The sequence below is a fragment of the Rathayibacter sp. VKM Ac-2803 genome (assembly GCF_009807175.1).
Classification (GTDB): domain Bacteria; phylum Actinomycetota; class Actinomycetes; order Actinomycetales; family Microbacteriaceae; genus Rathayibacter.
Genome location: NZ_WUCD01000001.1, coordinates 2,806,234 through 2,829,502, shown reverse-complemented (window position 1 = coordinate 2,829,502; position 23,269 = coordinate 2,806,234). Strand labels below are relative to the sequence as shown.

The following is a 23,269-nucleotide window of genomic DNA, read 5'->3' as shown; positions in this document are numbered from 1 at the left end:
CTCACTCCTCGAGCGCGACTCCGCGCTCCTCGGCGAGGCGCACGAGATCGTCGACGATGACGAGCGCCATCCGCACGGAGCGGTCGCGGCGGTAGTCCTCGGCGTTCGCATCTATCCTCGGCGCCCGGTCGAGCGTCTCCTCGATCGACTGCGCCAGCTCGCGCCACGCGTCCTGGCGGGCGTCGTCGACGAGGGCCGCCAGGTACTGCTCGTCCCGGGCGCGCTCGCGCAGGGCGTCCGCGACGGCGAGGGACAGCTTCTCGCGGTGGTCGAGGTTGTCGACGTCGGCCGACCGGTAGTCGTGCACGTGATCGGAGCGACCCTCGACGTAGGTGACATCGACGGCGATCGAGCGCACGCGCCGTGCCGCCGCCTCCGACTCGCCGGCGAGCTTCTCGAGCTCTCCCGCGGCGACGACCGAGTAGTGGCCGACGTCGAAGGGCACGTCGGCGGTGAGTCCGTCCATCAGGATCCGGTTCTTCACGGCCATCCTGCTCGCGTACTGCGCGAGCATCAGGCCCTCCTCCGCGGCCTCCTCGACCGAGACGGGGTCGCGCACAGGGTTGTCATCGGGGTCGAACGGCTCCATCTTGAACCTGCGTCGACGGCGGAACCACACGCGCGTCACCTGCATCCCGATACCGGCCCCGACCGCCGGAGCACCTCTTCGAGAGTACCCGTCGGGCGGGGGCCGCGGGCGGAGGTTCGCGCGTCGGCCGCCACGGTGACGACCGCCTGAAGCGGACCGGCCCGCCCCGATCGCCGTCGTTACGGCCCTCGACCGCCGACCGTGACCGGTCGGACCGCGTGGCGGATCCTCCGCGGGACCCCTGATCGCGTTGACTGGGGGGATGGACCACCGGCGCATCTCGGTCGTCGTCCCCGTCAAGGACGACGCCCGGCATCTCGAGCGACTGCTCGCCCTCCTCAGCGAGCAGACGCTCGCCCCCTTCGAGGTCGTCGTCGTCGACGACGGCAGCACCGACGACAGCGCCGAGGTCGCTCGCGCGGCCGGTGCCCGGGTGGTGGTGCACGACGGCGCGGGGATCCCGGCGAGCACGGCGCACGGCTTCGACGTCGCCCGCGGGGCGGTGCTCGCCCGGCTCGACGCCGACTCGCAGCCGGGACCCGACTGGATCGCGCGCCTCGCCGGGCACTTCGCCGACCCCGCGGTGGGCGCGGTGACCGGCCCGGGTCGCTTCGTCGAGCTCGGACCGGTGGCGCGGACCGCGGCCCGCCTGGTCTACATGGACGCGTACTTCGCCCTGATGGGCTCGGCCCTGGCCAACTGGCCGCTGTTCGGCTCGAACTGCGCGATCCGCCGCTCGGCGTGGGAGGAGATCGCAGGCGAGATGCACCGCCACGACCCGTACGTCCACGACGACGTCGAGATCAGCGTGCACCTCGGTCTGCGGCACCGGATCGTGCTCGACCGGCACCTGGTGGTCGGCATCTCGGCCCGGCCCTTCGGGGCGCCGGTCGACATGCTCCGGCGCCTGGATCGGGCACTGCACACCCTGCGGACCCACCGCGGGCTCGGGGCGCCGGTGCTGCGCTGGACGCACCTCGTGCGCCGGAACCGGATCGAGCGGCTGCGCGCCCTCGCGGCGTCGCGGCGCGGCTAGGCGACCGGCCGCTCCTCCTTCGGCATGGCCCATACCGCGGCGAGCATTCCCAGCGCGAGGACGGTCAGGGCGATGCAGACCGATCGGGTGCCCGCCGCGAGATCGGCTGCAGCGGGAGTGCCGTCTCCGGTGGCGGCGTTGACGATCGCGCCGAAGATGGCGACCGCGACCGCACTGCCGATGTTGCGGGCGAAGAAGTTGGTCGACGAGACGACGCCGCGCTCGTTCCACTCGACGCTCGCCTGCGCGCGGATGAGCGTCGGAGTCGCGACGAGGCCCATCCCCGCGCCGATGATCACGCAGAAGCCCGCGATCTCCCACAGCGACGAGGACTGCCCGAGCAGGATGGTCAGCCCCGTTCCGATCACCACCAGCGTCGCGCCGATGAATCCCGTGGTGCGGAACCCGATCCGGAGGTAGAGCCTGCCGGAGAGACTCGCGGCGACGGGCCAGCCCAGCGTCATCGCAGCGACCGCGAATCCCGCGCCGAGCGCCGAGCTGCCGAGGACGCCCTGGGCGAAGGTCGGGAAGTAGGACGTGACGCCGAGCGTGATCGCACCGACGGTGACCGACACGAGGCTCGTCGAGATCAGGACCCGCCGCGTGAGCACCCAGAGCGGCAGGACCGGGGCCGCCGCCCGCCGCTCGATGGCGACGAACGCCGCGAACGCGAGCGCCGAGAGCACGAAGACGCCGATGCCGGCGGGGGATAGCCACGGCCAGGCGCTGCCTCCCTCGAGCAGCCCGAGGATCAGCAGGGCCGTGCCGATCGCGAGGACGGCGGCACCCGGAAGATCGATCGGCTGACGCTCGCCGCGGGTCGTCTCGCGGAAGTTGCGGACGAGCAGGAACGCCGCGAGCAGGCAGAGCGGGATGTTGACGAGGAAGATCCCGCGCCAGGCGCCGAGGTCGGAGAGCACGCCGCCGAGGGTCGGGCCGACGACGGAGGAGATGCCCCAGACGCTCGCCAGGTAGCCCTGGGTCTTGGCGCGCTCGGCGACCGTGTAGATGTCCCCTGCGATCGTGATGCCCATCGGCTGGATCGCTCCGGCTCCGAGGCCCTGGAGAGCGCGGAACGCGATCAGCGCGGGCATGCTCCAGGCGAGACCGCATAGGAGCGACCCGAGCAGGAACAGGCCGATCCCGATGAGCATGATCGGCTTGCGCCCGACGACGTCCGCGAGCTTGCCGTAGAGCGGGACCGAGACGGCCTGGGCGAGCAGGTAGACCGAGAACAGCCAGGGGAACTGCTCGAAGCCCCCGAGGTCCGCCACGATCGAGGGCACGGCGGTCGCGAGGATGGTGGCGTCCAGCGCGACCAGCGCGGTCGAGATCATCAGGGCGAGGAGGATCGGACCGCGTTCGGAGCGCAGTCCGACGCTGGCGCGAGTGGGGGCGTCGGTCATTCCTCCCACGCTATTGCAGAGCCGGGGTATGGAATGAGGGCTCGACGGGCTCGGTAGACTCGTCGTATGGAACTCGTCCTCTGGCTCGTCGTGGCCGCCATCGCCGGTGCCGGCATCGTCTCCGGCGTCGCCGCCCTGATCGCCATGACGAAGGCTCCCTGGTCCGACAGGTAGGCCCGGCGCGGCAGGCGGCCCCGGCCGGCTGCGCGACCTCGGTCCGATGCACTGACCCGGTCCGCTGAGCGGCCGGCATCCATCGTCACCGCACTCCTCCCGCTCACTGGTAGGCGCGCACGACGCTCCAGCACGGATCCGTCGACGCGATGACGTCGAGGACGAAGGCGCCTCCGGTCTCGAGGTCGGTGGCCTGGAAGCGCCAGCCGCCGATGCTGACCGGCGCCCCTCCGAAGGTCGGCGGGTAGCCCTCGAGCGGCGCCCACCAGTCGCTCGTGCAGGTCCACACCGTGGGCCGGTCCGTGACGCGGTACCGGCCGCCCCTCCACTCGAGCGCGATCGGCACGCCGTCGTCGTCGGTGGAGACCACCGCGGTCTCGTCGATCACCGCCATCGACGGCCTCCGTTCGCCTCTGCACGACCCGCCGTGACGGTTGGCCGTTCGAACATCTGTTCGATAGTCTGCGAGTGTACGCCGCGGCGCCCGTGCTCGCCACGGCCGCGGATCGACCGGGCAGGAGGCGCGATGATCGAGTGGAGTCCCCTCCAGATGCTGCGCAGCAGCGGGCCCGACGAGTGGGTCATGGTCGACGCGATGCGCACGGGCCGGATCGGTCTCGTCCGCAGGATCGAGACGGGCCCGTACCGCGAGACCTGGTTCAGGGCGGTCACCTGGTCGGCCGATCCGAGCCGGCGCGAGCTCGTCGGCTACTCGCCGTCGATGGAGGCGATCGCCGACGCGCTCTGGAAGCGGCAGCCGCTCACCGCGCAGGAGAAGCCCTTCCCGGGCTATCCGCCGTCGACGACGACGGCACGGTGATCGCGGCGGCCGGGGTGCGGGCGCGCTCGGCGGGGGAGAATGATCGGATGCTCCTCGCACTCGCCGGCGGCCCCACGGGGGAGTGGACGGTGCTCTCGGCCGACTCCGGAGAGACGGTGGCCACGGGGCGGGGTCCCCTCGAGCTCGCGTCGCTCGTGCGCGCTCGCGAGGCCGAGAGGCCGCGCTGGGTGTGGGACGACACCGCACGCTGGTACCCCGCCCTGCTCGAGGCCGGCGTGAGCGTCGCGCGCTGCCACGACCTGCGGCTGTCGCGGGCGATCCTCCGCCGTTCGGTCGCCACCGCCGGATCTGAGCTCGCGCGGTCGCCCGGCGACGCGTGGGACGGTGGCGCCGCCGTCCCCGCCGCGGGCGACACCCTGCTCGGCTTCGAGGAGGCATCGGGCGAGGAGGGGGAGCTCGATCCCCTCGAGGAGCTCGCCCGCCAGGAGGCGGCGCTCTCACGGGCGACGGGAGCCGGCCGGCTGCGCCTCCTGCTCGCGGCCGAGTCGGTCGGCGCCCTCATCGCGCGCGAGATCGCCGCCGCCGGTCTGCCCTGGAGCGCCGACGTCCACGACCGGGTGCTCACCGAGGCGCTCGGGCCCAGGCCGCACTTCGGCGGCCGTCCCGAACGGCTCGAGGCGCTGGCGAACCGCATCCGCGCCGAGCTCGCGGCTCCCGAGCTGAACCCCGATTCGCCGGCCGACCTGATCCGGGCGCTCCGACGCGGCGGGCTCGCCGTCGAGTCGACCCGCTCCTGGGAGCTGCAGTCGCTCGAGCACCCGGTGATCGCGCCGCTGCTCGAGTACAAGAAGCTCTCGCGCCTGCTGACGGCGAACGGCTGGGCCTGGTTGGACTCCTGGGTGCACGGCGGGCGGTTCCGCCCCGAGTACGTGGTCGGCGGCGTGGTCACCGGCCGCTGGGCGACCTCCGGCGGAGGCGCGCTGCAGCTGCCGCGCCAGATCCGCGCCGCGGTGGTCGCCGATCCCGGCTGGAAGCTGGTCGTCGCCGACGCCGCGCAGCTCGAGCCGCGCATCCTCGCGGCGATGTCCGGCGACTCCGCGATGGCGGCGGCCGGCCGCGGGCGCGACCTCTACCAGGGCATCGTCGACGCCGGGGTCGTCCCCGATCGGGCGCGGGCCAAGGTCGCGATGCTCGGCGCGATGTACGGGGCGACGAGCGGGGAGGCGGGGCGACTGCTCCCACGACTCGCCCGGGCGTACCCGCGCTCGGTCGCCCACGTCGAGGCGGCGGCGCGGGCGGGGGAGCGGGGGGAGCCGGTGTCGACCTGGCTCGGCCGCAGCTCGCCTCCGGGTGCGGCTCTCGACTCCGACGCTCCCGATGCGCGCAGCGGCCAGCGGGCCCGCGAGTGGGGCCGGTTCACCCGCAACTTCGTCGTGCAGGGCACGGCGGCCGAGTGGGCGCTCTGCTGGATGGGCGAGCTGCGGGCGCGGCTGCGCCAGGGCGACGCGCACCTCGTGTACTTCCTGCACGACGAGGTCATCGTGCACGCGCCGGCGGAGGCGGCCGACCGCGTCGCGGCGATCCTCCGCGACTCGGCGGTGCGCGCCGGCCGGGCTCTGTTCGGCGACTCGGAGGTCGACTTCCCGATCACCGTCGCCGTGGTCGACTCGTACGATCAGGCGAAGTAGGCGGCCCGCGTCCGGATGACCCGCGGGACGGGTCAGCGGATCAGTACCAGTGCGGCGAGCGCGAGTTCCACTTCGACCAGGCGGTGCACGGCGAGCCGTAGACGTCCGCGATGTACGCGAGACCCCAGTCGATCTGGGTCGCCGCGTTGGTCTGGTAGTCGGAACCGTAGGTGGCCATCTTGCTGGCGGGCAGGGCCTGCGGGATCCCGTAGGCGCCGGAGGAGCGGTTCAGCGCGTTCCAGCGCCATCCCGACTCGCCGTTCCAGAGCGGGACGAGGCAGGAGTCCATCTGGTCCTGGCCCCAGCCGTGGTTGCCCATCACGGAGCGGGCGTAGGCCTGCGCCTGCGAGGGGGACATGCCGTCGGTGCGACCCGCGTAGGTGCTGAGAGCGGCGATGGTCTGGGCCGAGCTGTTCCGCGCTCCGGTCGGGTCGTCGTTGCCGAGCTGCAGGGGTCCTCCTCCGGAGGAGGGGGCGGCGGGAGCCGCGACGGGCGCGGGGGCGGCGGGAGCATTCGCTGCCTGCTGGCGGCGCGCCTCCTCCTCGGCGGCGAGCCGGGACTGGCGCTCCTGCTCCTCGAAGTCGGCCTTGGCCTGCTGACCGGTCGAGTACTCCTCCTCGAGCGCGGCGGTCGTGTTCTTGAGCGACGCGAGCTGCTCGTAGAGCTGAGCGCTGTACTGCTCCTGCTCGGCGACCTTGGCGTCGGCGTCCGCCTGGGCGGCCTGCGCGGTCTCGAGCGCGTCCTCGGCGGCCGAGGCGAGCGACGCCCGCTCGGTACGGGCCTGCTCGGCCTGGGTGGCGAGAGCGCCGGCCTGGTTCTCGGTCGACTCCGCCTCGGTCTGCAGACGGCTGGTCTGCAGGGTGAGCTGGCTCATCGTGCCGAGGCGGTAGAGCAGAGCGTCCGACTCCTGCCCGCCGATGAGGAGGTTGAGCGTCGCGTCGGTGCCGCCGTTGCGGTACAGCTGGGCCGCGAGCCGGCCCGCCTGCTCCTTGGCGTCGTCGGCGTCGGCGCGAGCGGCGTCGGCGCGCTCCTCGAGGGCGGTCACTCGCTGCGTCGCCTCGTCGAGCGCGCTCTGCGCGGCATCGGCCTCGGAGGCCCTGGTGATGGCGGCGTCGGTCAGCGCAGCGGCCTGATCGCGGAGATCGGCGAGGAAGGAGGTGATGCGGTCGACCTCGGCGGCGGTGGCGGACTCGCTCGACTTCGCTGCCTCGACGTCGGACCACGAGGGGTAGTCGGAGGGGTCGTAGGCAGCCGACGCGGTGAGAGGTGAGGCCAGGGCGGTGCAGAGGACGAGGACGGTGCCCGCACCCGCCGCCAGGAGGCGCCGGCGCGCGCGCGAGGGCGCGCGGACGCCGAGGGGGGAGCGAGACATGCGATCCAGCCTAGGCGACGGCACCAGTCCCTGTCTCGTCCCGGGTGGCCGCCCGCCGACCGCGACGCGGGCGCTCGAGGGCGAAGCCGCGCACTCCCGAGGCCGCATCGCCCTTCGAGAGCTCCTCTCGAGCGGCCTCGAGGAGGCTGCGCAGGGCGCCGTCGCGCACCAGTGCCGCACGCGCGGCGAGGCGCCGCTGAGGGTGCTCGTCGAGCAGATCGGCCTCGTCGGGAGGGGTGCTGCCGTAGGCGTCGAGGACCGCGTCGAGGTCGGCCCCTTCGAGGCTCGAGGCCAGCAGGATGCGGTCGAGCACGTCGTCCCAGTCCTCGGAGGGCGAGGCGCCCTCTCCGGTCAGCCAGGCGATCGCCTGCGCCCGGCCGTCCTCGGTCAGGGCGTGCAGCGGCAGCCCGTCCTCCGTGGAGCCGGCACCCGTCACGAGCCCGCGCTCGCGGAGGCGATCGAGCGTCGAGTAGATCTGCCCCACATTCACGCGGCGCCGGTGCGCAGCACGATCGAGCAGCTCGGCGTGCAGCTGGAGACCGTAGGCGGGCCCGAGGGTGAGGAGAGCCAGCAGACCGTCGCGGACCGACACGGAGCTCCTGTCGGATCAGAGGGAGGGACGGACGATCCCGAGTATAGGCAGGGGATCCGGGCTCACGGTCGGCAGGCGCGGCGAGCCGTCTTGTCGGCGCGGAGACCCTGTTGCATAATCTGACGTGGTGGCTCGTCCACCGTCTAATCGAAGAATGCACCACTCGTCGTTTCGTGGTCCGGGTCGTTGGGGAAGACGCACCGGGACGGACGGAGGACAGCATGGTGGCGCTACAGACTCGGGGTGTGCTCTTCGTGCACTCCGCCCCCCGCGCGCTCTGCCCCCATCTCGAATGGGGAGCGGGTCGCGCTCTCGGTCGACCCGTGAACTTCTCGTGGATCGAGCAGCCGGTGCTCCGCGGCACGCAGCGCGCCGAGTTCGAGTGGGAGGGCCCGGTCGGAACCGGTGCGACGATCGCCTCCGCCCTCAGGGGCTGGGAGGACGTCCGCTACGAGGTCACGGAGGAGCCGGCCCCCGGCACCGACGGCGGACGGTGGATGCACACGCCCGCGCTCGGCATCTTCTACGCCCAGACCGACAGCGTCGGCAACACGGTCATCCCGGAGGACCGCATCCGCTCCGCCATGGAGATCGCCGGAGCCGACCCCATCGAGCTGCACCGCGAACTCCGCCTCGCCCTCGGCCAGGCCTGGGAGGACGAACTCGAGCCCTTCCGCTCGGCCAGCGACTTCGCGCCGGTCGTGTGGCTGCACCGAGTGGGCTGAGCCCACTCGGTGCCTGCGCCGCTCCTCGCACGGCGCAGCGCGGTCGACTCTGCGGGGTGGTCGCGACTCAGAGAGCGTCCTGCGTTCGGCGACGATGATTCGCTGGATACGCCTCCACCTTGCGGGTTTTAGGTCGTGACCACGTAAGCGTTCAATCGGCCCGGCTCGCCGCCATCCATGCTGGTCGAGTAGCCCCGCAGGGGCGTATCGAGACCCACCAGCGTCAGCAGACGAGGTTGAATCCTGGCCTTCTGACGGACGTGGATCTCGATACGCCCGCTTCGCGGGCTACTCGATCAGCGAGGGAGGGGCCCGCACGCGGGAGGTCTCTTCCGAGGAGGAGGGGGACCGCGAGTCTGCTGGTCGAGTAGCCGCCGGAGGCGGCGTATCGAGACCCACCAGAGTCAGCAGTGCGGGCTTCTGTCTTCGACTTCTGATGCTGGTGGATCTCGACACGCCCGCTGGGCGGGCTACTCGATCAGCGGGGAAGGAATGCCCCGTCGTCCGCTGCGGGAGGCGGAGCCCACTTCGGAGGGAGTGACGCGGCGCAGCCCGCGATGTGACCAGCGTGCAGCTCGCCGTGCTGACGACGTATCCAGCACGCAAGCCTCTGCAGAAGGGCTTCCCACTCCAGCACTTCCGGCGGAGACGCGCGGCGAAGCTCGCGCTCACGAGGGTGAGCCTGCAGACCACCTTCGCGCCCCGAGGCGTATCCGTCGATTCGCGTCCCAGCGGATCGACGTCGCCGCACCGCACCGGCCCTGCGATCCCCGACCACCTCGGAAGCGGACGCGCCGACGCCGCGCAGGGAGCGGCGTCGCCCGCGTTCCGGTCGGTGTGACGGGGCTACGCCCCGTTACACCGACCGGAACGCGGCAACAGCATTGTGTCCGCCGAATCCGAACGAATTGGACAGGGCCACCTGCGGCCCGTCGCCCAGCGCCCTGGGGCTCGTCACGACGTCGAGGGGGATCTGCGGGTCCTGCTCGGTGAGGTTGATCGTCGGCGGGGCGGTGCGCTCGTGGAGGGCGAGGACCGTGAAGATCGCCTCGAGGGCGCCGGTGCCGCCGAGGAGGTGGCCGGTGGCGGCCTTGGTGGCCGAGACGGCGATGTTCGGGAGGTGGTCGCCGAAGACGCGGGCGAGGGCGCGGTACTCGGCGATGTCGCCGACGGGAGTGCTGGTCGCGTGCGCGTTGACGTGGGTGACGTCGGTGCGGGCGGCTCCGGCCTGCTCGAGGGCCTCGATCATGGCGCGGGCGGCGGCGGAGCCCTCGGGGTCGGGGGCGGTGATGTGGTACGAGTCGCTGGTCACCGCTCCGCCGGCGAGCTCGGCGTAGATGCGGGCGCCGCGGGCGAGGGCGTGCTCCTCGGTCTCGAGGATGAGGGTGGCCGCTCCTTCGCCGAGGACGAAGCCGTCGCGGGAGACATCGTAGGGGCGCGAGGCGGCGGCGGGGTCGTCATTGCGTCGCGACAGGGCCTGCATGGCCGCGAAGGCCGCGATGGGCAGCGGGTGCACGACCGACTCGGTGCCGCCGGCGATGACGACGTCGGCGAGGCCGCGCTGGAGGTGCTCGTAGGCGTTGGCGATCGCCTCGGTGCTCGACGCGCAGGCCGAGACGTCGGTGCGGGCGTAGGCGCGGGAGGGGATGGCCATGCTGATCGCGGCGGCGGCGGCGTTCGGCATGAGCATCGGGATGGTCATGGGGAGGACGCGTCGCGGCCCGCGCTCGCGCAGGGTGTCCCACGCGTCGGTGAGGGTCCAGAGTCCGCCGATGCCGGTGGAGTAGTCGACGCCGACGCGCAGCGGGTCGACGTCGGTGATGCCGGAGTCGGCCCAGGCCTCGCGCGCCGAGATCAGCGCGAACTGGCTGGAGGGGTCGAGGCGCTTCGCCTCGGGGCGGGAGAGCACCTCCTCGGGGCGGACCTTGGCCTGCCCGGCGAAGGTGACGGGGATGTCGAGCTCCGACACCCAGTCGGCCTCGATGGTGCGCACACCCGACTCGCCCGCGAGCAGTGCGGTCCACGATTCGCGGGCCGTTCCTCCGAGCGGAGTACTGGCTCCGATGCCGGTGACGACGATTTTCTTGGTCATGACGACGTTCTCTGTTCCGTGACGGGTGGGTGCCGGGCGCACCCCGGGCCGGGCGATCGCCCGGGCCGGGGTGTCCGCCGCGCGGACGGGGTGCGCGGAGCGCTGACTACGCGGAGGCGTTGACGATGAAGGTGACCGCGTCGCCGACCGTCTTGAGGTTCTTGACCTCGTCGTCCGGGATCTTGACGTCGAACTTCTCCTCGGCGTTCACGACGATGGTCATCATCGAGATCGAGTCGATGTCGAGGTCGTCGGTGAACGACTTGTCCAGCTCGACGGAATCGGTCGCGATGCCGGTCTCGTCATTGACCAGTTCGGCCAGGCCGGCGAGGACTTCTTCGGTGGACAGTGCCATGGTGTTCTCTCCTTGAGGGTGTGGTGCAGCGTGTCGTCAGGTGACCGTAGGTCAGTTTAGGGGTGGGCCTGCGCCCCCTACGGGAGCACCACGACCTGCGCGCCGAAGACCAGTCCGGCTCCGAAGCCGATCTGCAGGGCGAGTCCGCCGCTGAGCTCGGGGTGCTCCTCGAGCAGGCGGTGGGTGGCCAGCGGGATCGACGCGGCGGACGTGTTGCCCGTCGTCTCGATGTCGCGGGCGATCGCGACGGACTCGGGGAGCTTCAGCTGCTTCGCGAACTCGTCGATGATCCGCATGTTGGCCTGGTGCGGGATGAACGCGGCGAGGTCCTCGGGCTCGACGCCCGCCTCCGCCAGCGCCTGCTTCGCGACCTTCGCCATCTCCCAGACCGCCCAGCGGAACACGGAGGGTCCGTCCTGGCGGAGGGTCGGCCACTCGACGCGCCCCTCGCGGTAGGCCTGCAGGGGGTTGTCCATGCCGACGGTGTCCCACTTGGATCCGTCGGAGCCCCAGACCGTCTTCGAGATGCCCGCGGTGTCGCTCGGTCCGACGACCGCGGCGCCCGCTCCGTCGCCGAGGAGGAAGGAGATGCTGCGATCGGCCGGGTTCACGAGGTCGGACAGCTTCTCGGCGCCGACGACGAGCACGTACTCGGCGAGTCCGGAGCGGATGAAGGAGTCGGCCTGGGCGATCCCGTAGGTGTAGCCGGCGCACGCGGCCGAGATGTCGTAGGCGGGCGCGGGGTTCGCGCCGATGCGGTCGGCGAGGAGGGCGGCCAGCGACGGCGTCTGCACCGTGTTGCTGATCGTCGAGACGAGGACGACGCCGATCTGGTCGGGGCGGATGCCCGCCTTCTCGATGGCCTCGAGCGAGGCCTCTGTGGCGAGGTCGACGGCCTGGACGTCGGCGGAGGCGCGGCGACGCTCGATGATGCCGGTGCGCTGGCGGATCCACTCGTCGGAGGAGTTGATCGGCCCGATCAGGTCGTCGTTCGGCACGACGCGGTCGCCTCGGGCCGCTCCGATGCCGAGGATCCGGGTGAACTCGGTGCCGCTGGACTGTGTGAGGGTGGGGTTGGTCATGTGTCTCTCCTGCTAGGCGGCGTGCTCGTCGATGAAGGCGCGGGCGGCGTCGAGGTCGTCGGGCGTCTTGACCGCGAGGGTCGGGAGGCCCTTGAGGCCGCGCTTGGCGAGGCCCACCAGGGCTCCCGCCGGGGCGAGCTCGATCAGGCCGGTGACACCCGCGTCGGCGAACGCCGCCATGCAGAGGTCCCAGCGCACGGGGGAGGCGACCTGTCCGACGAGCAGCTCGAGGAACGCCGCTCCCGAGGTGACGACCGAGCCGTCGCGGTTCGTCCAGAGGCGCAGGGTGGGGTCGGACGGCGTGATCCCCGCGGCGACGGCGGCGAGCTCGTCGCGCGCCGGCGCCATGTAGCGGGTGTGGAAGGCTCCGGCGACCTGCAGCGGGACGACCCGGGTCCCGCGGACGGGCTCGTCCTTGAGGGCCAGCAGAGCGTCGGTCGCACCGGCGACGACGATCTGGCCGCCCCCGTTGTAGTTGGCGGGCTCGAGGCCGAGCTCGGCGAGGCGCGCGAGGAGCGCCTCCTCGTCGCCACCCAGGACGGCGCTCATCGCGGTCGGCGTCGTCGCTGCGGCGGCGGCCATCGCGCGGGCCCGCTCGCGGACGAACACGAGGGCATCCGGCTCGCTCAGCACTCCGGCTCCGGCGGCGGCCGTGATCTCGCCGACGGAGTGGCCGGCGATCCCGGCGATGCGGTCGCGGCGTCCACCGTCGAGCAGAGCCGACAGGGTCACCAGGCCGGCCGAGACGATCAGGGGCTGGGCGACCGCGGTGTCGCGGAGAGTGTCGGCGTCCGACTCGGTGCCGTGGGCCGCGAGATCGATGCCCACCGCCTCCGAGTGGGCGGCGACCTGCTCGGCGACCGAGGGCTCGGCCAGCCAGGGGGCGAGGAATCCGGGGGTCTGGGAGCCCTGACCCGGGGCGACGACGACGATCACAGTGTCCAGTCTTCCGATCCGCGCCACCGAGTGCGGCGCTCTGACGTACTGACAAACCACAAAGAGCTTGTGGCGGTTCTACAAGGGCTACTTGCGGGTCGGCCTGCGGCGGACGGCGCCGTCCGGATCGCTCATCGAGCCGAGGATGAGCGCCGACTGCAGGATGAGCGCCTCGCGCGCACCCGTGGCGTCCCAGCCGATCACCTCGGCGACGCGCTTGAGGCGGTAGCGCACGGTGTTCGGGTGCACGAACAGCTCGCGCGCGGTCGCCTCGAGGGAGCGGCCGTTGTCGAGGTAGGCCCACAGCGTGGTGAGCAGCTCGGTCGAGTGCTTCTGCAGCGGGCGGTAGATCTGGGTGATGAGGCTCTGGCGCGCGAGCGGATCGCCCGCGAGAGCGCGCTCGGGAAGCAGATCGTCGGCGCTCACGGGCCGAGGGGCGTTGCGCCAGGAGCGGGCGACCGCGAAGCCGGCGAGGGCGGCCCGAGCGCTCCGCGAGGCCTCGACGAGGGTGGGCACCTCGTGACCGAGGACGAGGTGACCCGTCCCGAAGCCGGGCTCGAGGGCCTCCGCGATCTCGAGGAAGGCGACCGGCGGGCCGGACTCCTCCGTGGCGCTCTCGCTCGGCTCGGCGCGGCCGATGACCAGGACGAGGCGGCTGCCCTGCACGCCGATGAGCACGTCGGCGGCCATGTGCCGGGCCGTGCGGCGCAGCTGGTCGACGTCGAGCATCTTGGGCGCCGTGCCGACGAGTACGGCGACCTCGCCGTGACCGTGCCAGCCGAGGGCCGCGATCCGGCTCGGGAGCTCGTCGTCGGCCTCGCCCGTGAGGATCGAGTCGACGACGAGGGCCTCGAGCCGCGCGTCCCACAGGCCCCGCGCCTCGGCCGCTCGGGCGTAGACGTCGGCCGCGGCGAAGGCGATCTCGCGGGAGTAGAGCAGGATCGCCTCGCGGAGGTCGACTCCGCCGTTCTTGACACGGTCCTCGACCACCTCGACGGTGACCTTGATGAGCTGGAGCGTCTGGGTCAGCGAGACGGAGCGCAGCAGCTCGCGGGGCGCGGCGCCGAACACGTCGGCCGCGATCCACGCCGTGGCCGACGGGTCGTCGAACCACGAGATGAACGACGTGATGCCGGCCTGGGCGACGAGCCCGACCGAGGACCGGCGCCCCGGGGGCATGCTGCCGTACCAGGGCAGCGTGTCCTCGAGCCGCTTGATGGTCTGCGTCGCGAGTTCGCCCGCGATCGTGCGCAGCCACGCGAGCGTCTGCTCCTTGGTCTTCGGAGCGCCCGGCCGGGGGGCCGAGCGCTCCGAGGGCAGATCTCGCGCGACCGACGATGCGTCGTCGGAGGAGAGCACCGACCCGTCCGTCAGCTCTCGCCGCCCGCGTTGCCGGTGGTGCCGGCGTTGACGTCGAGGAGACGGTACTTCTCGATCGCCTGGACCGCGAGCGAGGGGTCGACCTCGCCGCGCTTGGCGAGCAGCTGGAGCGTGCGCACCACGACCGACGGACCGTCGATCTTGAAGTAGCGGCGTGCGGCCGCGCGGGTGTCCGAGAAGCCGAAGTCGTCCGCTCCGAGCGTCGCGAAGTCGCCCGGGATGAACTGCCGCAGCTGGTCGGGGACCTGGTGCGAGAAGTCGGAGACGGCGACGAAGGGACCCTTCGCGTCGGCCAGCTTCTCGGTCACGTAGGGCACCTGCGCCTCGTCCTCGGGGTGGAGGAAGTTGTGGTGCTCGGCCTTGATGCCGTCGCGCCGCAGCTCGTTCCACGAGGTGACCGACCACACGTCGGCCGACACCCCCCAGTCCTCGGCGAGGAGCTTCTGCGCCTCGATCGCCCACGGCACGGCGACTCCGGATGCGAGGAGCTGCGCCTTCGGGCCGTCCCACTGCCCCCACGAGATGCGGTGGATGCCGCGGACGATGCCCTCGACGTCGACGTCCTCCGGCTCCTTCGGCTGCACGATCGGCTCGTTGTAGACGGCGATGTAGTACATGACGTTGGGGTCGTCGTGCTTCCCGCCGTACATGCGGTCGAGACCGGACTGCACGATGTGCGCGATCTCGTAGCCGTAGGCCGGGTCGTAGCTGACCACGGCCGGGTTGGTCGCCGCGAGGATCGGGGAGTGCCCGTCCGCGTGCTGGAGGCCCTCGCCGGTGAGCGTGGTCCGTCCGGCCGTCGCGCCGATCATGAAGCCGCGCGACATCATGTCGCCCGCCGCCCAGATCGCGTCGCCCGTGCGCTGGAACCCGAACATCGAGTAGAAGACGTAGACCGGGATGAGCGGCTCGCCCTGCGTCGAGTAGGAGGTGCCGATCGCGGTGAACGCCGCGAGCGCTCCGGCCTCGTTGATGCCGACGTGCAGGATCTGCCCCTGGGGGCTCTCCTTGTACGCGAGCAGCAGCTCGCGGTCGACCGAGGTGTAGTGCTGACCGCGGGGGTTGTAGATCTTCGCGTTCGGGAAGAACGCGTCCATCCCGAACGTGCGCGCCTCGTCGGGGATGATCGGGACGACCCGGTTGCCGAAGTCCTTCGAGCGCAGGATGTCCTTCAGGATGCGCACGAACGCCATGGTGGTGGCGACCTCCTGCGTACCCGAGCCCTTCTTGCCGATCGCGTAGGCGGAGTCGTCCGGCAGGCTGAGCTGCGTGTACTTCGAGCGGCGCTCGGGGACGTAGCCGCCGAGCGCGCGACGACGCTCCTGCATGTACTCGATCGCCTCGTCGCCCTGACCGGGGTGGAAGTACGGCGGGAGGTAGGGGTTCTCCTCGAGCTGGGCGTCCGTGATCGGGATCCGCATGGTGTCGCGGAAGCCCTTCAGGTTGTCGAGCGTCATCTTCTTCATCTGGTGGGTCGCGTTGCGGCCCTCGAAGCTGCGGCCGAGACCGTAGCCCTTGATGGTGTGGGCGAGGATGACGGTCGGCTGGCCCTTGTGCTCCGTCGCGGCCTTCATGGCGGCGTAGATCTTGCGGTAGTCGTGACCACCTCGGCGCAGGCCCCAGATCTGCTCGTCGGTCATGTCCTCGACCAGCTTCTTCGCGCGCGGGTCGCGACCGAAGAAGTTCTCGCGGACGTAGGCGCCGTCCTCCGTCTTGTAGGTCTGGAAGTCGCCGTCGGGCGTCTTGTTCATCAGGTCGAGCAGAGCGCCCTCGGTGTCGCGGGCGAGCAGGTCGTCCCACTCGCGGCCCCAGATGAGCTTGATGACGTTCCAGCCGGCGCCGCGGAAGTACGACTCGAGCTCCTGGACGATCTTGCCGTTGCCGCGGACGGGTCCGTCGAGGCGCTGGAGGTTGCAGTTGACGATGAAGTTGAGGTTGTCGAGTCCGTCGTTCGCCGCCACCTGGAGCTGACCGCGCGACTCGACCTCATCCATCTCGCCGTCGCCGAGGAACGCCCAGACCTGCTGGTCGGAGGCGTCCTTGATGCCGCGGTTGGTGAGGTACTTGTTGGCCTGCGCCTGGTAGATCGCGTTGATCGGCCCGAGGCCCATCGACACGGTCGGGAACTGCCAGAACTCGGGCATGAGGCGCGGGTGCGGGTAGCTCGAGAGCCCTCCGCCCTGGTGCGACTTCTCCTGGCGGAAGCCGTCGAGCTGGTGCTCGCTCAGGCGTCCCTCGAGGAAGGCGCGCGCGTAGGGACCGGGGGAGGCGTGGCCCTGGATGAAGATCTGGTCGCCACCGCCCGGGTGGTCCTGGCCGCGGAAGAAATGGTTGAAGCCGACCTCGTAGAGCGACGCGCTCGACGCGTACGTCGAGATGTGGCCGCCGACTCCGATGCCGGGACGCTGCGCGCGGTGCACGAGGATGGCCGCGTTCCAGCGGATCCAGGCGCGGTAGCGGCGCTCGACGTCCTCGTCGCCCGGGAAGTCGGGCTCGTTCTCGGCCGCGATCGTGTTGATGTAGTCCGTGGTCGGCACCATCGGCACACCGAGGTGCAGCTCTTTGGAGCGCTTGAGGAGGCTGAGCATGACGTCACGTCCGCGACCGGCCCCCCGCTCCTCGACGAGCGCGTCGAGCGACTCGTTCCACTCCGACGTTTCCTCGGGGTCCGAGTCCACGTGACCGACGGAATACGGGTCCTGATCGTTAACAGTCACCCTCGACCTCTCTCTGGGGGCAGATCGTGCCCGAGACATCACTCTCATGAAGCGGTGCGGATCCGCGCGCTGGAGGACTCGGATGACGAGCCGGGCGCGGGCACCTGGATCAGCCTATCGATTCCCACCATCTGTGACGATCCACGACGGAACCCCTCAGGTGTCTGTGGGATTTCACCAGGCCGGGCACGCGCAGCGGCCGAAACCTCCCGATCCTTGGTGGAAGCCCGGAGCGGGTCTAGCATTGCCCCTCGTGCTCGCGCGACTCTCGTGCGCACGGAAGGACCTCGGACCGATGGCTCTCGAGAAGCTCACGCTGGCTCCCGATTTCGAACTCGCGAACCAGTACGGCGAGCGCATCCAGCTCGGCGACTTCCACGGGCGGCGCAACGTCGCCCTCGTCTTCTTCCCCCTCGCCTTCTCGGGCACCTGCACGGGGGAGTTCTGCGCGCTGCGCGAGAACCTGTCGCTGTTCGAGCACGCCGAGGTCGAGCTGATCGGCATCTCGGTCGACTCGAAGCAGACCCTGCGCGCCTGGGGCGAGAAGCAGGGCTACGACTTCACGCTGCTCTCGGACTTCTGGCCGCACGGCGACGTCGCCAAGCAGTACGGCGTGTTCCTCGAGGGCAAGGGCTACGCGACGCGGGCCACCTTCCTGATCGACAAGTCGGGCGTCATCCGCGACACCTTCATCACGGCTCCCGGCGAGGCGCGATCGATGGACGCCTACCGGGCCGCCATCGACGCGCTGGTGCCGGCGCACGCCTGACGCCGGCTCACGCTGCGCGAGTCGCCCCGTCGGCGAGCCTCGATCGTCGCGTCCCGAAGCGGCCTCCCGCGACGTCAGTTCAGGATGTTGACCGCGCGCGAGATGACCAGGGCCAGCAGCACGAAGCCGGTGAATCCCTCGAGCGACATCAGGAGCTTCACGCGGCTCGACAGCGGCATGGTGTCGGTCGGGCTGAACGCCATCGTGTTCGTCGTCGAGACGTAGAGGTAGTCGACGAAGCCCGGCCGCCAGTCGGCGCGCTCGGAGGAGGAGATCGACACGTCACCCACCGTGTCCCGGTAGGTGTCCTGCGGGAACGCGAAGTCGGCCGGCGGCAGCTCGGCGCGGGGGAGCGTCCCGCGGGCGACCGGCCCGCCCCGGTCGATCTCCCAGTAGAGCAGTGCGTAGGCGACCACGTTCGTCACCCAGACCTGCAGGGCGGTGAGCAGGAGGAGCGGCCCGTCGGTCGATCCGTCGACCAGGTCGACGATCACCGAGACGACGTTCACCTGGTTGGCCACCGTCAGCACCACCGCGAGCGCGATCGACACTCCCCGTGACCAGCGCGTCTCGGAGTCGAGCCGACGCGGATTCACGATGAACAGGGGCACCAGCAGAGCGAGGGTGATCCCCGCGGCGACGAGCCTGACGACCGACGTGCCGTCGTTGTGCCCGACGACGTTCAACGCGACGGCGACGACGATCGCGGCGGAGGCGGGCCACCGACTCTCGGCGCGGCGCCTGGCCCGTGCGCCGTCGCCACTGCTGTCGGACATGAGCCGAGGGTAGCGGCGCCGCAGGTCTCCCAGCGACGGGCCGAACGGCCCCGGGCGCCGCGCCCCGACCGGGTCGGCGGAGCGCGGCCGTGTCGTAGGATCGAGGCGATCGTTCGCGGCTCGGCCGCGGCGGGGGCCTTTAGCTCAGTTGGTAGAGCGCCACGTTTACACCGTGGATGTCATCGGTTCGAGCCCGGTAGGGCCCACTCGCAATGTCGCCGGCCCACCTTGCTCGGGTCGAGCGCCCCGACCGCGGCAGCAAGAAGCCCGCCTGGAGCCGCATCGACGAAGCCTGGCGCGGATCGTTCAGGAGACGGCGCGATGTCGGACGCGCTGCCTACGCTGAGAAAGCAGTAACCCCGGAGACATGCTCTCGCAGAGGCCTTCCGGGGTCTTCATCGAAGAAATTACCATCGCGTCCTGGACTGGATTGACGCCGACGTCCGCGAGTGGGCGCTGAGGCTCTCCGGACTCCAGCCGGTCATCGCCTCCCGCCCGATGTGATGGCGGTGGAGACGCGCACTCCGGGTCGGCCGCGGACCGCGCATCGTCATCCGAAGCTGTCGCCCGAGGGGTCATCGAAGTGAGCGACTGCGCGACATTAGCCCTCCGCTCGGCGGCGCGTCGAGGGCGGGGCGCGTCAGCGCGACTGGCGGCGCTTGTAGGGCTTGGGCTGGCCCTTGACGACCGGGGCGCGGCCGGTGCCCTTGGAGGCCTTGGCCTTGCCGCCGGACTTGGGGGCGGCCGCCTCCTCGTCACCGAGGGCGGCGAGCTCCTCGCGGGCGGAGGCGAGGCGCTGACGGCCCGCGGCGGTGAGGGTGGTGGCCGCGGCGCCGGGCTCGAACAGGACGCGGCCGTCGTCGAGCTCGACGGCCTCGACGGAGGAGTCGAGCTTCTGCCGCGAGATGCCGAGCTTCTCGGCGGCGCGCACGAAGTGGAGCTCTTCGGCGACCACCACGAAATGACGCAGCTGACTGATCTTCATCCGGAACCCTCCACGGCCGCGCTCTGCGACCCCACCACCGTACGCGGTCCCGCGGTCCGGGGCGCCGAGGACCCCGCCGACGAGAGGGTCGGAGAACCGCCGTTCGGCGCGGGCTCGCGCGCTGCGGAACGGGGGAGAAGGGCCCCGGAGGGCGCTCGTCCGTCCATCCCCGCCGTCCCGTTCCCGGGCGCTTGTAGGAGAGCGCTCTCAGGTCTAGCCTCGCCGCGTGGGCGGAACCCGAAGCCTCCCGCGGAGGAGGCCGACGTGGGCGCGCTCGTCTACAGCGCTCTCGCATCGCTCGACGGCTACACCGTCGACGAGGCGGGCGGATTCGGCTGGGCCGAACCGCGACCGGCCGTGCACCGCTTCATCAACGAGATCGAAGCGGCGGTCGGCACGATGCTCCTCGGACGACGCATGTACGAGACCATGCGGGTCTGGGACACGGGCTTCGAGCTGGCCAAGCAGTTCGCCTTCATCGCCGATTACCAGCGCCTGTGGCAGGGATCGGACAAGGTCGTCTACTCGCGAACGCTGGCGAAGGTCCGCACTCGGCGGACGACCCTCGAGACGACCTTCGATCCCGTGACGGTGGCGGAACGGGCGCGCGCGAGCGATCGCGACACCTCGATCGGAGGGGCCACGCTCGCTGCGACTGCCCTCGCCGCGGGGATCGTGGACGAGGTGCGCTGGTTCGTGGTGCCGGTGACGGTCGGAGGCGGCACTCCGTTCCTCCCGCGCGGCCTGGAGCTCTCGCTCGACCTGCGCGAGGAGCGCCGGTTCGCCGACGGGACGGTCTACCTCCGCTACGCCGTCCGCGCCTGATCCGCGGCGCCGACGAGCGCCGCGATCCTCGAGGCGATGCGTGCTCCCTGGGCGCGGCCGGCCTCGGCGGACGCCGCACGGACGGCCGGGTCGAGCGAGTTCGGGCCGAAGGCCTCGACCGACGCCTCATCGGCGTAGACGATCTCGACGCGCGATCCCTCGAGGGCCTCGAGCTCGGACATCGGAAGCGTGCCGACACCGGGTGCGCCCGCGCCGGGGAGCGGGGTGACGACGACGACCCACTCCGAGCCCGCCGCCAGATCGGCGTTGCTGCCGGAGCGGACGCCGCCGTCCATGTAGCGCACGCCCCCGATCGTGACGGGCGGCCACACTCCTGGCACCGCGCAGCTCGCCGAGATCGCGTCGACGAGCTCGACGCCGCTCGAGCGGTCGAAGACCTCGAGCGCGCCGGTCGCCGTGTCGACGGCGGTGATCAGGAGGCGGCGCTCCGGCCAGTCGGCGTCGGCGACCCGTGCGGCGATCACGTCGCGGCGGGTCTCCTCGGGCAGGGTCGCCGTCTCGAGCGCCAGGGTGCCGATGCGGCGCCGCGCGTCCTCGGGAGACGTCGCGCCCTCGATCGCCGACGCGAACAGCGCCTGCAGAGCCACGGAGTCGACGTCGGCGCCGATCTCGGCCGACTCCTCGCGCAGCTGCGCCTCGTACGACTCGTCGAGACCGACGGAGGTGCTCAGCTGGGCGGCGACGGCGGAACCGGCGGAGGTGCCGATGAAGGTCGTCGAGGGGTCGAGGAGGAGTCGCGCGGTCTCGGGCGACGCGTCGGCGATGCCGCGGACGACACCGAGCTCCCACGCGATCCCGGCGAGGCCGCCTCCGGCGAGGACGAGGGCTCCGGGCATGGTCAAGGTCCTTCCGTCGAGGTGCAGGGGGGTGCGGCGCCGTCAGCGGCGCCGCAGCACCAACGCTGTCACATCGTCCTGGACGCCCGTGCTGAGAGCGAGTGCGGCGAGGTGGTCGAAGAGCTCGTCGTCGCCGAGGCTGCGGACCAGGTCGGCGACGTGATCGAGCGCGCTGAGCGAGCCGTCGTAGAGGTCGAGCACGCCGTCGCTGCACGAGAACAGCGCGTCGCCCGGGGAGAGGATCCGCTGGTGCTCCTCCCACTGGGCGTCCTCCGCGATCCCCAGGGGGAGTCCGGCGGTGCTCAGGCGCTCGACGGCTCCATCGGCACGGACGAGGACGGTGAGTCCGTGCCCCGCGTCGACGAACGTGAGCACGCCGTCGACGGGGTCGACGCTGCCGACGAAGGCGGTCGCGAAGGTGGCGGTGGCGGTGAGGTCCTGGAGGAGCTGCGCGTTGACGGCGGTGACCGCGGCGCCCGGGGTCGCCTCCGGTCGCGCCTGGAACGCGGAGCGGACGGCCGAGGCGATGATCGCCGCCCCGGTGCCCTTGCCCATCACATCCACCACCTCGAGCGCGAGACGGCCGTCGGAGGAGCGCCAGGAGGCGTAGTCGCCCGCCACATCGTGAGCCGGCAGCGTCGACCCCGCGACGCTCCAGTCGTCGACCACCAGCGCGGGCGGGCGCAGGCGCCGCTGCAGCTCGGCGGCGCGGCTCGCCGACGCGATCTCGCGCAGCTCGCGCTCGGCCCACCGCCCGAGCTCCTCGAGGACCTGCCGCTCCTCCTCGGAGAAGTCGCGGGCGACGCGGTCGAAGACGCAGATCGTGCCGACCCGCTGGTTGTCGCCGATCGTCAGGGGGCGTCCGGCGTAGAAGCGGAGGTGCGTGTCGCCGGTCACGGCTCCGCGCTCGGCGAAGCGCGCATCGGCGGTGGCGTCCTCGATGACGAGCAGCTCCGGCTGCTGGACGGTGATGTCGCAGATCGAGTCGGCGCGAGCGATCCGACTCGTCTGCGACGGCCGCTCGGGGGACTTCGTGAACTGCGTCGACTCCTCGATGATGTTGATCTCGGCCGACGGCACGCGGAGCAGCTGACGCGCGACCCGCGTGATCCGATCGAAGCGCTCCTGCGGCCCGGACTCCGAGAAGTCGAGCGAGGCGACGGCGGCGAGACGGACGCGCTCCCTCTCGTCGGTCACGACCGCGGCCTCTCGCGGATGATCGTCCAGATGTTCTGACCGTCGACGCGGGCGTACTCGAACCGCGTCACGAGCGCCTGGATGAACGGGATGCCGCGACCGGCCTCCGCCCACTCGTCGGGCATGTCGCGGGGCTCGCTGACATCGACGCCGGCGGCGGGAGCGGAGTCGTTCAGCACGGCCCGCAGCTCGTGCTCGTCGACGGTGATGTCGATGACGCAGAGGGTGTGCCGGGCCGAGTGGGCGTGCTGCACGATGTTCGAGGTCAGCTCGGCGAGCGCGGTCTCGAAGGCCATCCGGTCCCACGAGCCGACGCCGGGCGACTCCGCCCAGATCTCGGCCAGGGCGTCGTGCACGGCGGTCACGCCGTCATCGGGAGGGGTGCGGATGACCAGCGAGCGCTCAGACACGGTAGGCGTCCTCGACGCTCTCGGTCGTGCCGAGCAGGCGATCGAGGTTCGACAGCCGGAGCACCATGGCCGGCTGCTCGGCGGGCGACGCGACCCGGATGTCTCCACCCGCGCGTCGTGCCTCCTTGAGGCACGCGACGAGCACGCCGAGGCCGGAGGAGTCGAGGAAGTCGACTCCGGCGAGGTCGACCACGACGCGCAGATCTCCGTCGGAGATCGCCCGCAGGACCACGGCCTCGAACTCGGGCACGCTCGTCAGATCGAGGCGCCCGACGGGCCGGACGACGACGATGTCGGGCTCGATCTTCTCGGTGCTGAGCTGCATGCGGATCTCCTCGGGGCGGGTCGGGTCCGGGACCCTCGACGTCGACCGTACAAGGGATCGGGAGGCGCCGCTCCACCTGCCCGCTGCCCTCCGCCCCGACCGCGGCGTCCGGGCGGCCCGCCGTCGCAGATGGCCAGGTCGGTCTGGGGATCGGGAGGGTCTGGATGCGGGGCGGGAGCGCGCCCTGGAGAGAGGTGCTC

23 protein-coding genes and 1 tRNA gene are annotated in these 23,269 nt (G+C 71.6%); 7 read left to right on the top strand and 17 right to left on the bottom strand.

Annotated elements, in window-relative coordinates; genetic code table 11:
• Position 1: 1 nt before the first annotated feature.
• On the bottom strand, positions 2–634 hold the full coding sequence (locus GRS96_RS13270) for a hypothetical protein (RefSeq protein WP_159859460.1): 633 nt from the start codon (positions 632–634) through the stop codon (positions 2–4).
• A 217-nt stretch (positions 635–851) separates the two neighbouring features.
• Here GRS96_RS13270 and GRS96_RS13265 point away from each other — a divergent pair, with 217 nt between their 5' ends.
• The gene (locus GRS96_RS13265; protein WP_159988691.1) at positions 852–1,625 is read left to right on the top strand and encodes a glycosyltransferase; all 774 of its coding nucleotides are present in this window, start codon (positions 852–854) and stop codon (positions 1,623–1,625) included.
• Here GRS96_RS13265 and GRS96_RS13260 read toward each other — a convergent pair.
• Both GRS96_RS13260 and GRS96_RS13255 read right to left on the bottom strand, forming a co-directional pair.
• The gene (locus tag GRS96_RS13260; protein WP_159988690.1) at positions 1,622–3,031 is read right to left on the bottom strand and encodes an MDR family MFS transporter; all 1,410 of its coding nucleotides are present in this window, start codon (positions 3,029–3,031) and stop codon (positions 1,622–1,624) included. The genes GRS96_RS13265 and GRS96_RS13260 overlap by 4 nt on opposite strands.
• 277 nt (positions 3,032–3,308) lie before the next feature.
• Entirely contained in the window at positions 3,309–3,599 is a 291-nt protein-coding gene (locus GRS96_RS13255) for a hypothetical protein (protein WP_159859469.1), read from the bottom strand.
• A 132-nt stretch (positions 3,600–3,731) separates the two neighbouring features.
• On the opposite strand from GRS96_RS13255, the gene GRS96_RS13250 reads away from it, so the two are divergent.
• Entirely contained in the window at positions 3,732–4,025 is a 294-nt protein-coding gene (locus GRS96_RS13250) for a hypothetical protein (RefSeq protein WP_159859472.1), read from the top strand.
• Positions 4,026–4,072: 47 nt separating this feature from the next.
• The gene (locus tag GRS96_RS13245) at positions 4,073–5,674 is read left to right on the top strand and encodes a bifunctional 3'-5' exonuclease/DNA polymerase (RefSeq protein WP_159859475.1); all 1,602 of its coding nucleotides are present in this window, start codon (positions 4,073–4,075) and stop codon (positions 5,672–5,674) included.
• A 40-nt stretch (positions 5,675–5,714) separates the two neighbouring features.
• On the opposite strand, the gene GRS96_RS13240 is transcribed toward GRS96_RS13245, so the two are convergent.
• Both GRS96_RS13240 and GRS96_RS13235 read right to left on the bottom strand, forming a co-directional pair.
• Positions 5,715–7,046 (bottom strand): coiled-coil domain-containing protein, encoded by a 1,332-nt coding sequence (locus tag GRS96_RS13240; RefSeq protein ID WP_159859478.1) that lies wholly within the window; start codon positions 7,044–7,046, stop codon positions 5,715–5,717.
• 10 nt (positions 7,047–7,056) lie between these two features.
• The gene (locus GRS96_RS13235) at positions 7,057–7,638 is read right to left on the bottom strand and encodes a PadR family transcriptional regulator (protein ID WP_159859481.1); all 582 of its coding nucleotides are present in this window, start codon (positions 7,636–7,638) and stop codon (positions 7,057–7,059) included.
• 221 nt (positions 7,639–7,859) lie between these two features.
• On the opposite strand from GRS96_RS13235, the gene GRS96_RS13230 reads away from it, so the two are divergent.
• Positions 7,860–8,363, top strand: a complete 504-nt coding sequence (locus GRS96_RS13230; protein WP_159859484.1) for a DUF3145 domain-containing protein — start codon at positions 7,860–7,862, stop codon at positions 8,361–8,363.
• An 856-nt stretch (positions 8,364–9,219) separates the two neighbouring features.
• Here the strand turns inward: GRS96_RS13230 and GRS96_RS13225 are convergent.
• From GRS96_RS13225 to aceE, 6 genes are all read right to left on the bottom strand, one after another.
• A complete protein-coding gene (locus tag GRS96_RS13225; protein ID WP_159859487.1) occupies positions 9,220–10,455 on the bottom strand; it encodes a beta-ketoacyl-[acyl-carrier-protein] synthase family protein in 1,236 nt (411 codons plus the stop codon).
• Between the two features lie 106 nt (positions 10,456–10,561).
• Positions 10,562–10,810, bottom strand: coding sequence for an acyl carrier protein (locus tag GRS96_RS13220; RefSeq protein ID WP_159859490.1), 249 nt, complete (start codon positions 10,808–10,810; stop codon positions 10,562–10,564).
• A gap of 77 nt (positions 10,811–10,887) precedes the next feature.
• On the bottom strand, positions 10,888–11,892 hold the full coding sequence (locus tag GRS96_RS13215; RefSeq protein WP_159859493.1) for a beta-ketoacyl-ACP synthase III: 1,005 nt from the start codon (positions 11,890–11,892) through the stop codon (positions 10,888–10,890).
• 12 nt (positions 11,893–11,904) lie between these two features.
• Positions 11,905–12,828 (bottom strand): ACP S-malonyltransferase, encoded by a 924-nt coding sequence (locus tag GRS96_RS13210; RefSeq protein ID WP_159988689.1) that lies wholly within the window; start codon positions 12,826–12,828, stop codon positions 11,905–11,907.
• Positions 12,829–12,915: 87 nt separating this feature from the next.
• Positions 12,916–14,148 carry a PucR family transcriptional regulator gene (locus GRS96_RS13205; protein ID WP_159859529.1) on the bottom strand — a complete coding sequence of 411 codons (1,233 nt, stop codon included), beginning with the start codon at positions 14,146–14,148 and terminating at the stop codon, positions 12,916–12,918.
• A gap of 50 nt (positions 14,149–14,198) precedes the next feature.
• Positions 14,199–16,925, bottom strand: coding sequence for a pyruvate dehydrogenase (acetyl-transferring), homodimeric type (aceE, locus tag GRS96_RS13200; protein ID WP_159988688.1), 2,727 nt, complete (start codon positions 16,923–16,925; stop codon positions 14,199–14,201).
• Between the two features lie 295 nt (positions 16,926–17,220).
• Between aceE and GRS96_RS13195 the strand changes: the two genes are divergently transcribed.
• The gene (locus GRS96_RS13195; RefSeq protein ID WP_159859502.1) at positions 17,221–17,694 is read left to right on the top strand and encodes a peroxiredoxin; all 474 of its coding nucleotides are present in this window, start codon (positions 17,221–17,223) and stop codon (positions 17,692–17,694) included.
• A gap of 74 nt (positions 17,695–17,768) precedes the next feature.
• Here GRS96_RS13195 and GRS96_RS13190 read toward each other — a convergent pair whose 3' ends face one another.
• Positions 17,769–18,470: a hypothetical protein gene (locus tag GRS96_RS13190; protein ID WP_159988687.1), complete on the bottom strand. Its 702-nt coding sequence runs from the start codon at positions 18,468–18,470 to the stop codon at positions 17,769–17,771.
• A gap of 133 nt (positions 18,471–18,603) precedes the next feature.
• Here GRS96_RS13190 and GRS96_RS13185 point away from each other — a divergent pair.
• A tRNA-Val gene (locus GRS96_RS13185) sits at positions 18,604–18,676 on the top strand.
• A 434-nt stretch (positions 18,677–19,110) separates the two neighbouring features.
• Here GRS96_RS13185 and GRS96_RS13180 read toward each other — a convergent pair.
• Positions 19,111–19,455 carry a LysR family transcriptional regulator gene (locus tag GRS96_RS13180; RefSeq protein WP_159859508.1) on the bottom strand — a complete coding sequence of 115 codons (345 nt, stop codon included), beginning with the start codon at positions 19,453–19,455 and terminating at the stop codon, positions 19,111–19,113.
• 264 nt (positions 19,456–19,719) lie between these two features.
• Here GRS96_RS13180 and GRS96_RS13175 point away from each other — a divergent pair, with 264 nt between their 5' ends.
• Complete coding sequence (locus GRS96_RS13175; RefSeq protein ID WP_159859511.1) at positions 19,720–20,280, top strand: dihydrofolate reductase family protein; 561 nt, start codon at positions 19,720–19,722, stop codon at positions 20,278–20,280.
• On the opposite strand, the gene GRS96_RS13170 is transcribed toward GRS96_RS13175, so the two are convergent.
• The 4 genes from GRS96_RS13170 to GRS96_RS13155 are packed head-to-tail and all read right to left on the bottom strand — an operon-like array spanning position 20,262 to position 23,069.
• Positions 20,262–21,137 carry a patatin-like phospholipase family protein gene (locus tag GRS96_RS13170; protein WP_159988686.1) on the bottom strand — a complete coding sequence of 292 codons (876 nt, stop codon included), beginning with the start codon at positions 21,135–21,137 and terminating at the stop codon, positions 20,262–20,264. The genes GRS96_RS13175 and GRS96_RS13170 overlap by 19 nt on opposite strands.
• Before the next feature lie 42 nt (positions 21,138–21,179).
• On the bottom strand, positions 21,180–22,334 hold the full coding sequence (locus GRS96_RS13165) for a PP2C family protein-serine/threonine phosphatase (protein ID WP_159988685.1): 1,155 nt from the start codon (positions 22,332–22,334) through the stop codon (positions 21,180–21,182).
• Complete coding sequence (locus GRS96_RS13160; RefSeq protein ID WP_159859520.1) at positions 22,331–22,744, bottom strand: ATP-binding protein; 414 nt, start codon at positions 22,742–22,744, stop codon at positions 22,331–22,333. The genes GRS96_RS13165 and GRS96_RS13160 overlap by 4 nt, the downstream gene beginning before the upstream one ends.
• Complete coding sequence (locus GRS96_RS13155) at positions 22,737–23,069, bottom strand: STAS domain-containing protein (protein WP_159859523.1); 333 nt, start codon at positions 23,067–23,069, stop codon at positions 22,737–22,739. The genes GRS96_RS13160 and GRS96_RS13155 overlap by 8 nt, the downstream gene beginning before the upstream one ends.
• Between the last annotated feature and the right edge of the window lie 200 nt (positions 23,070–23,269).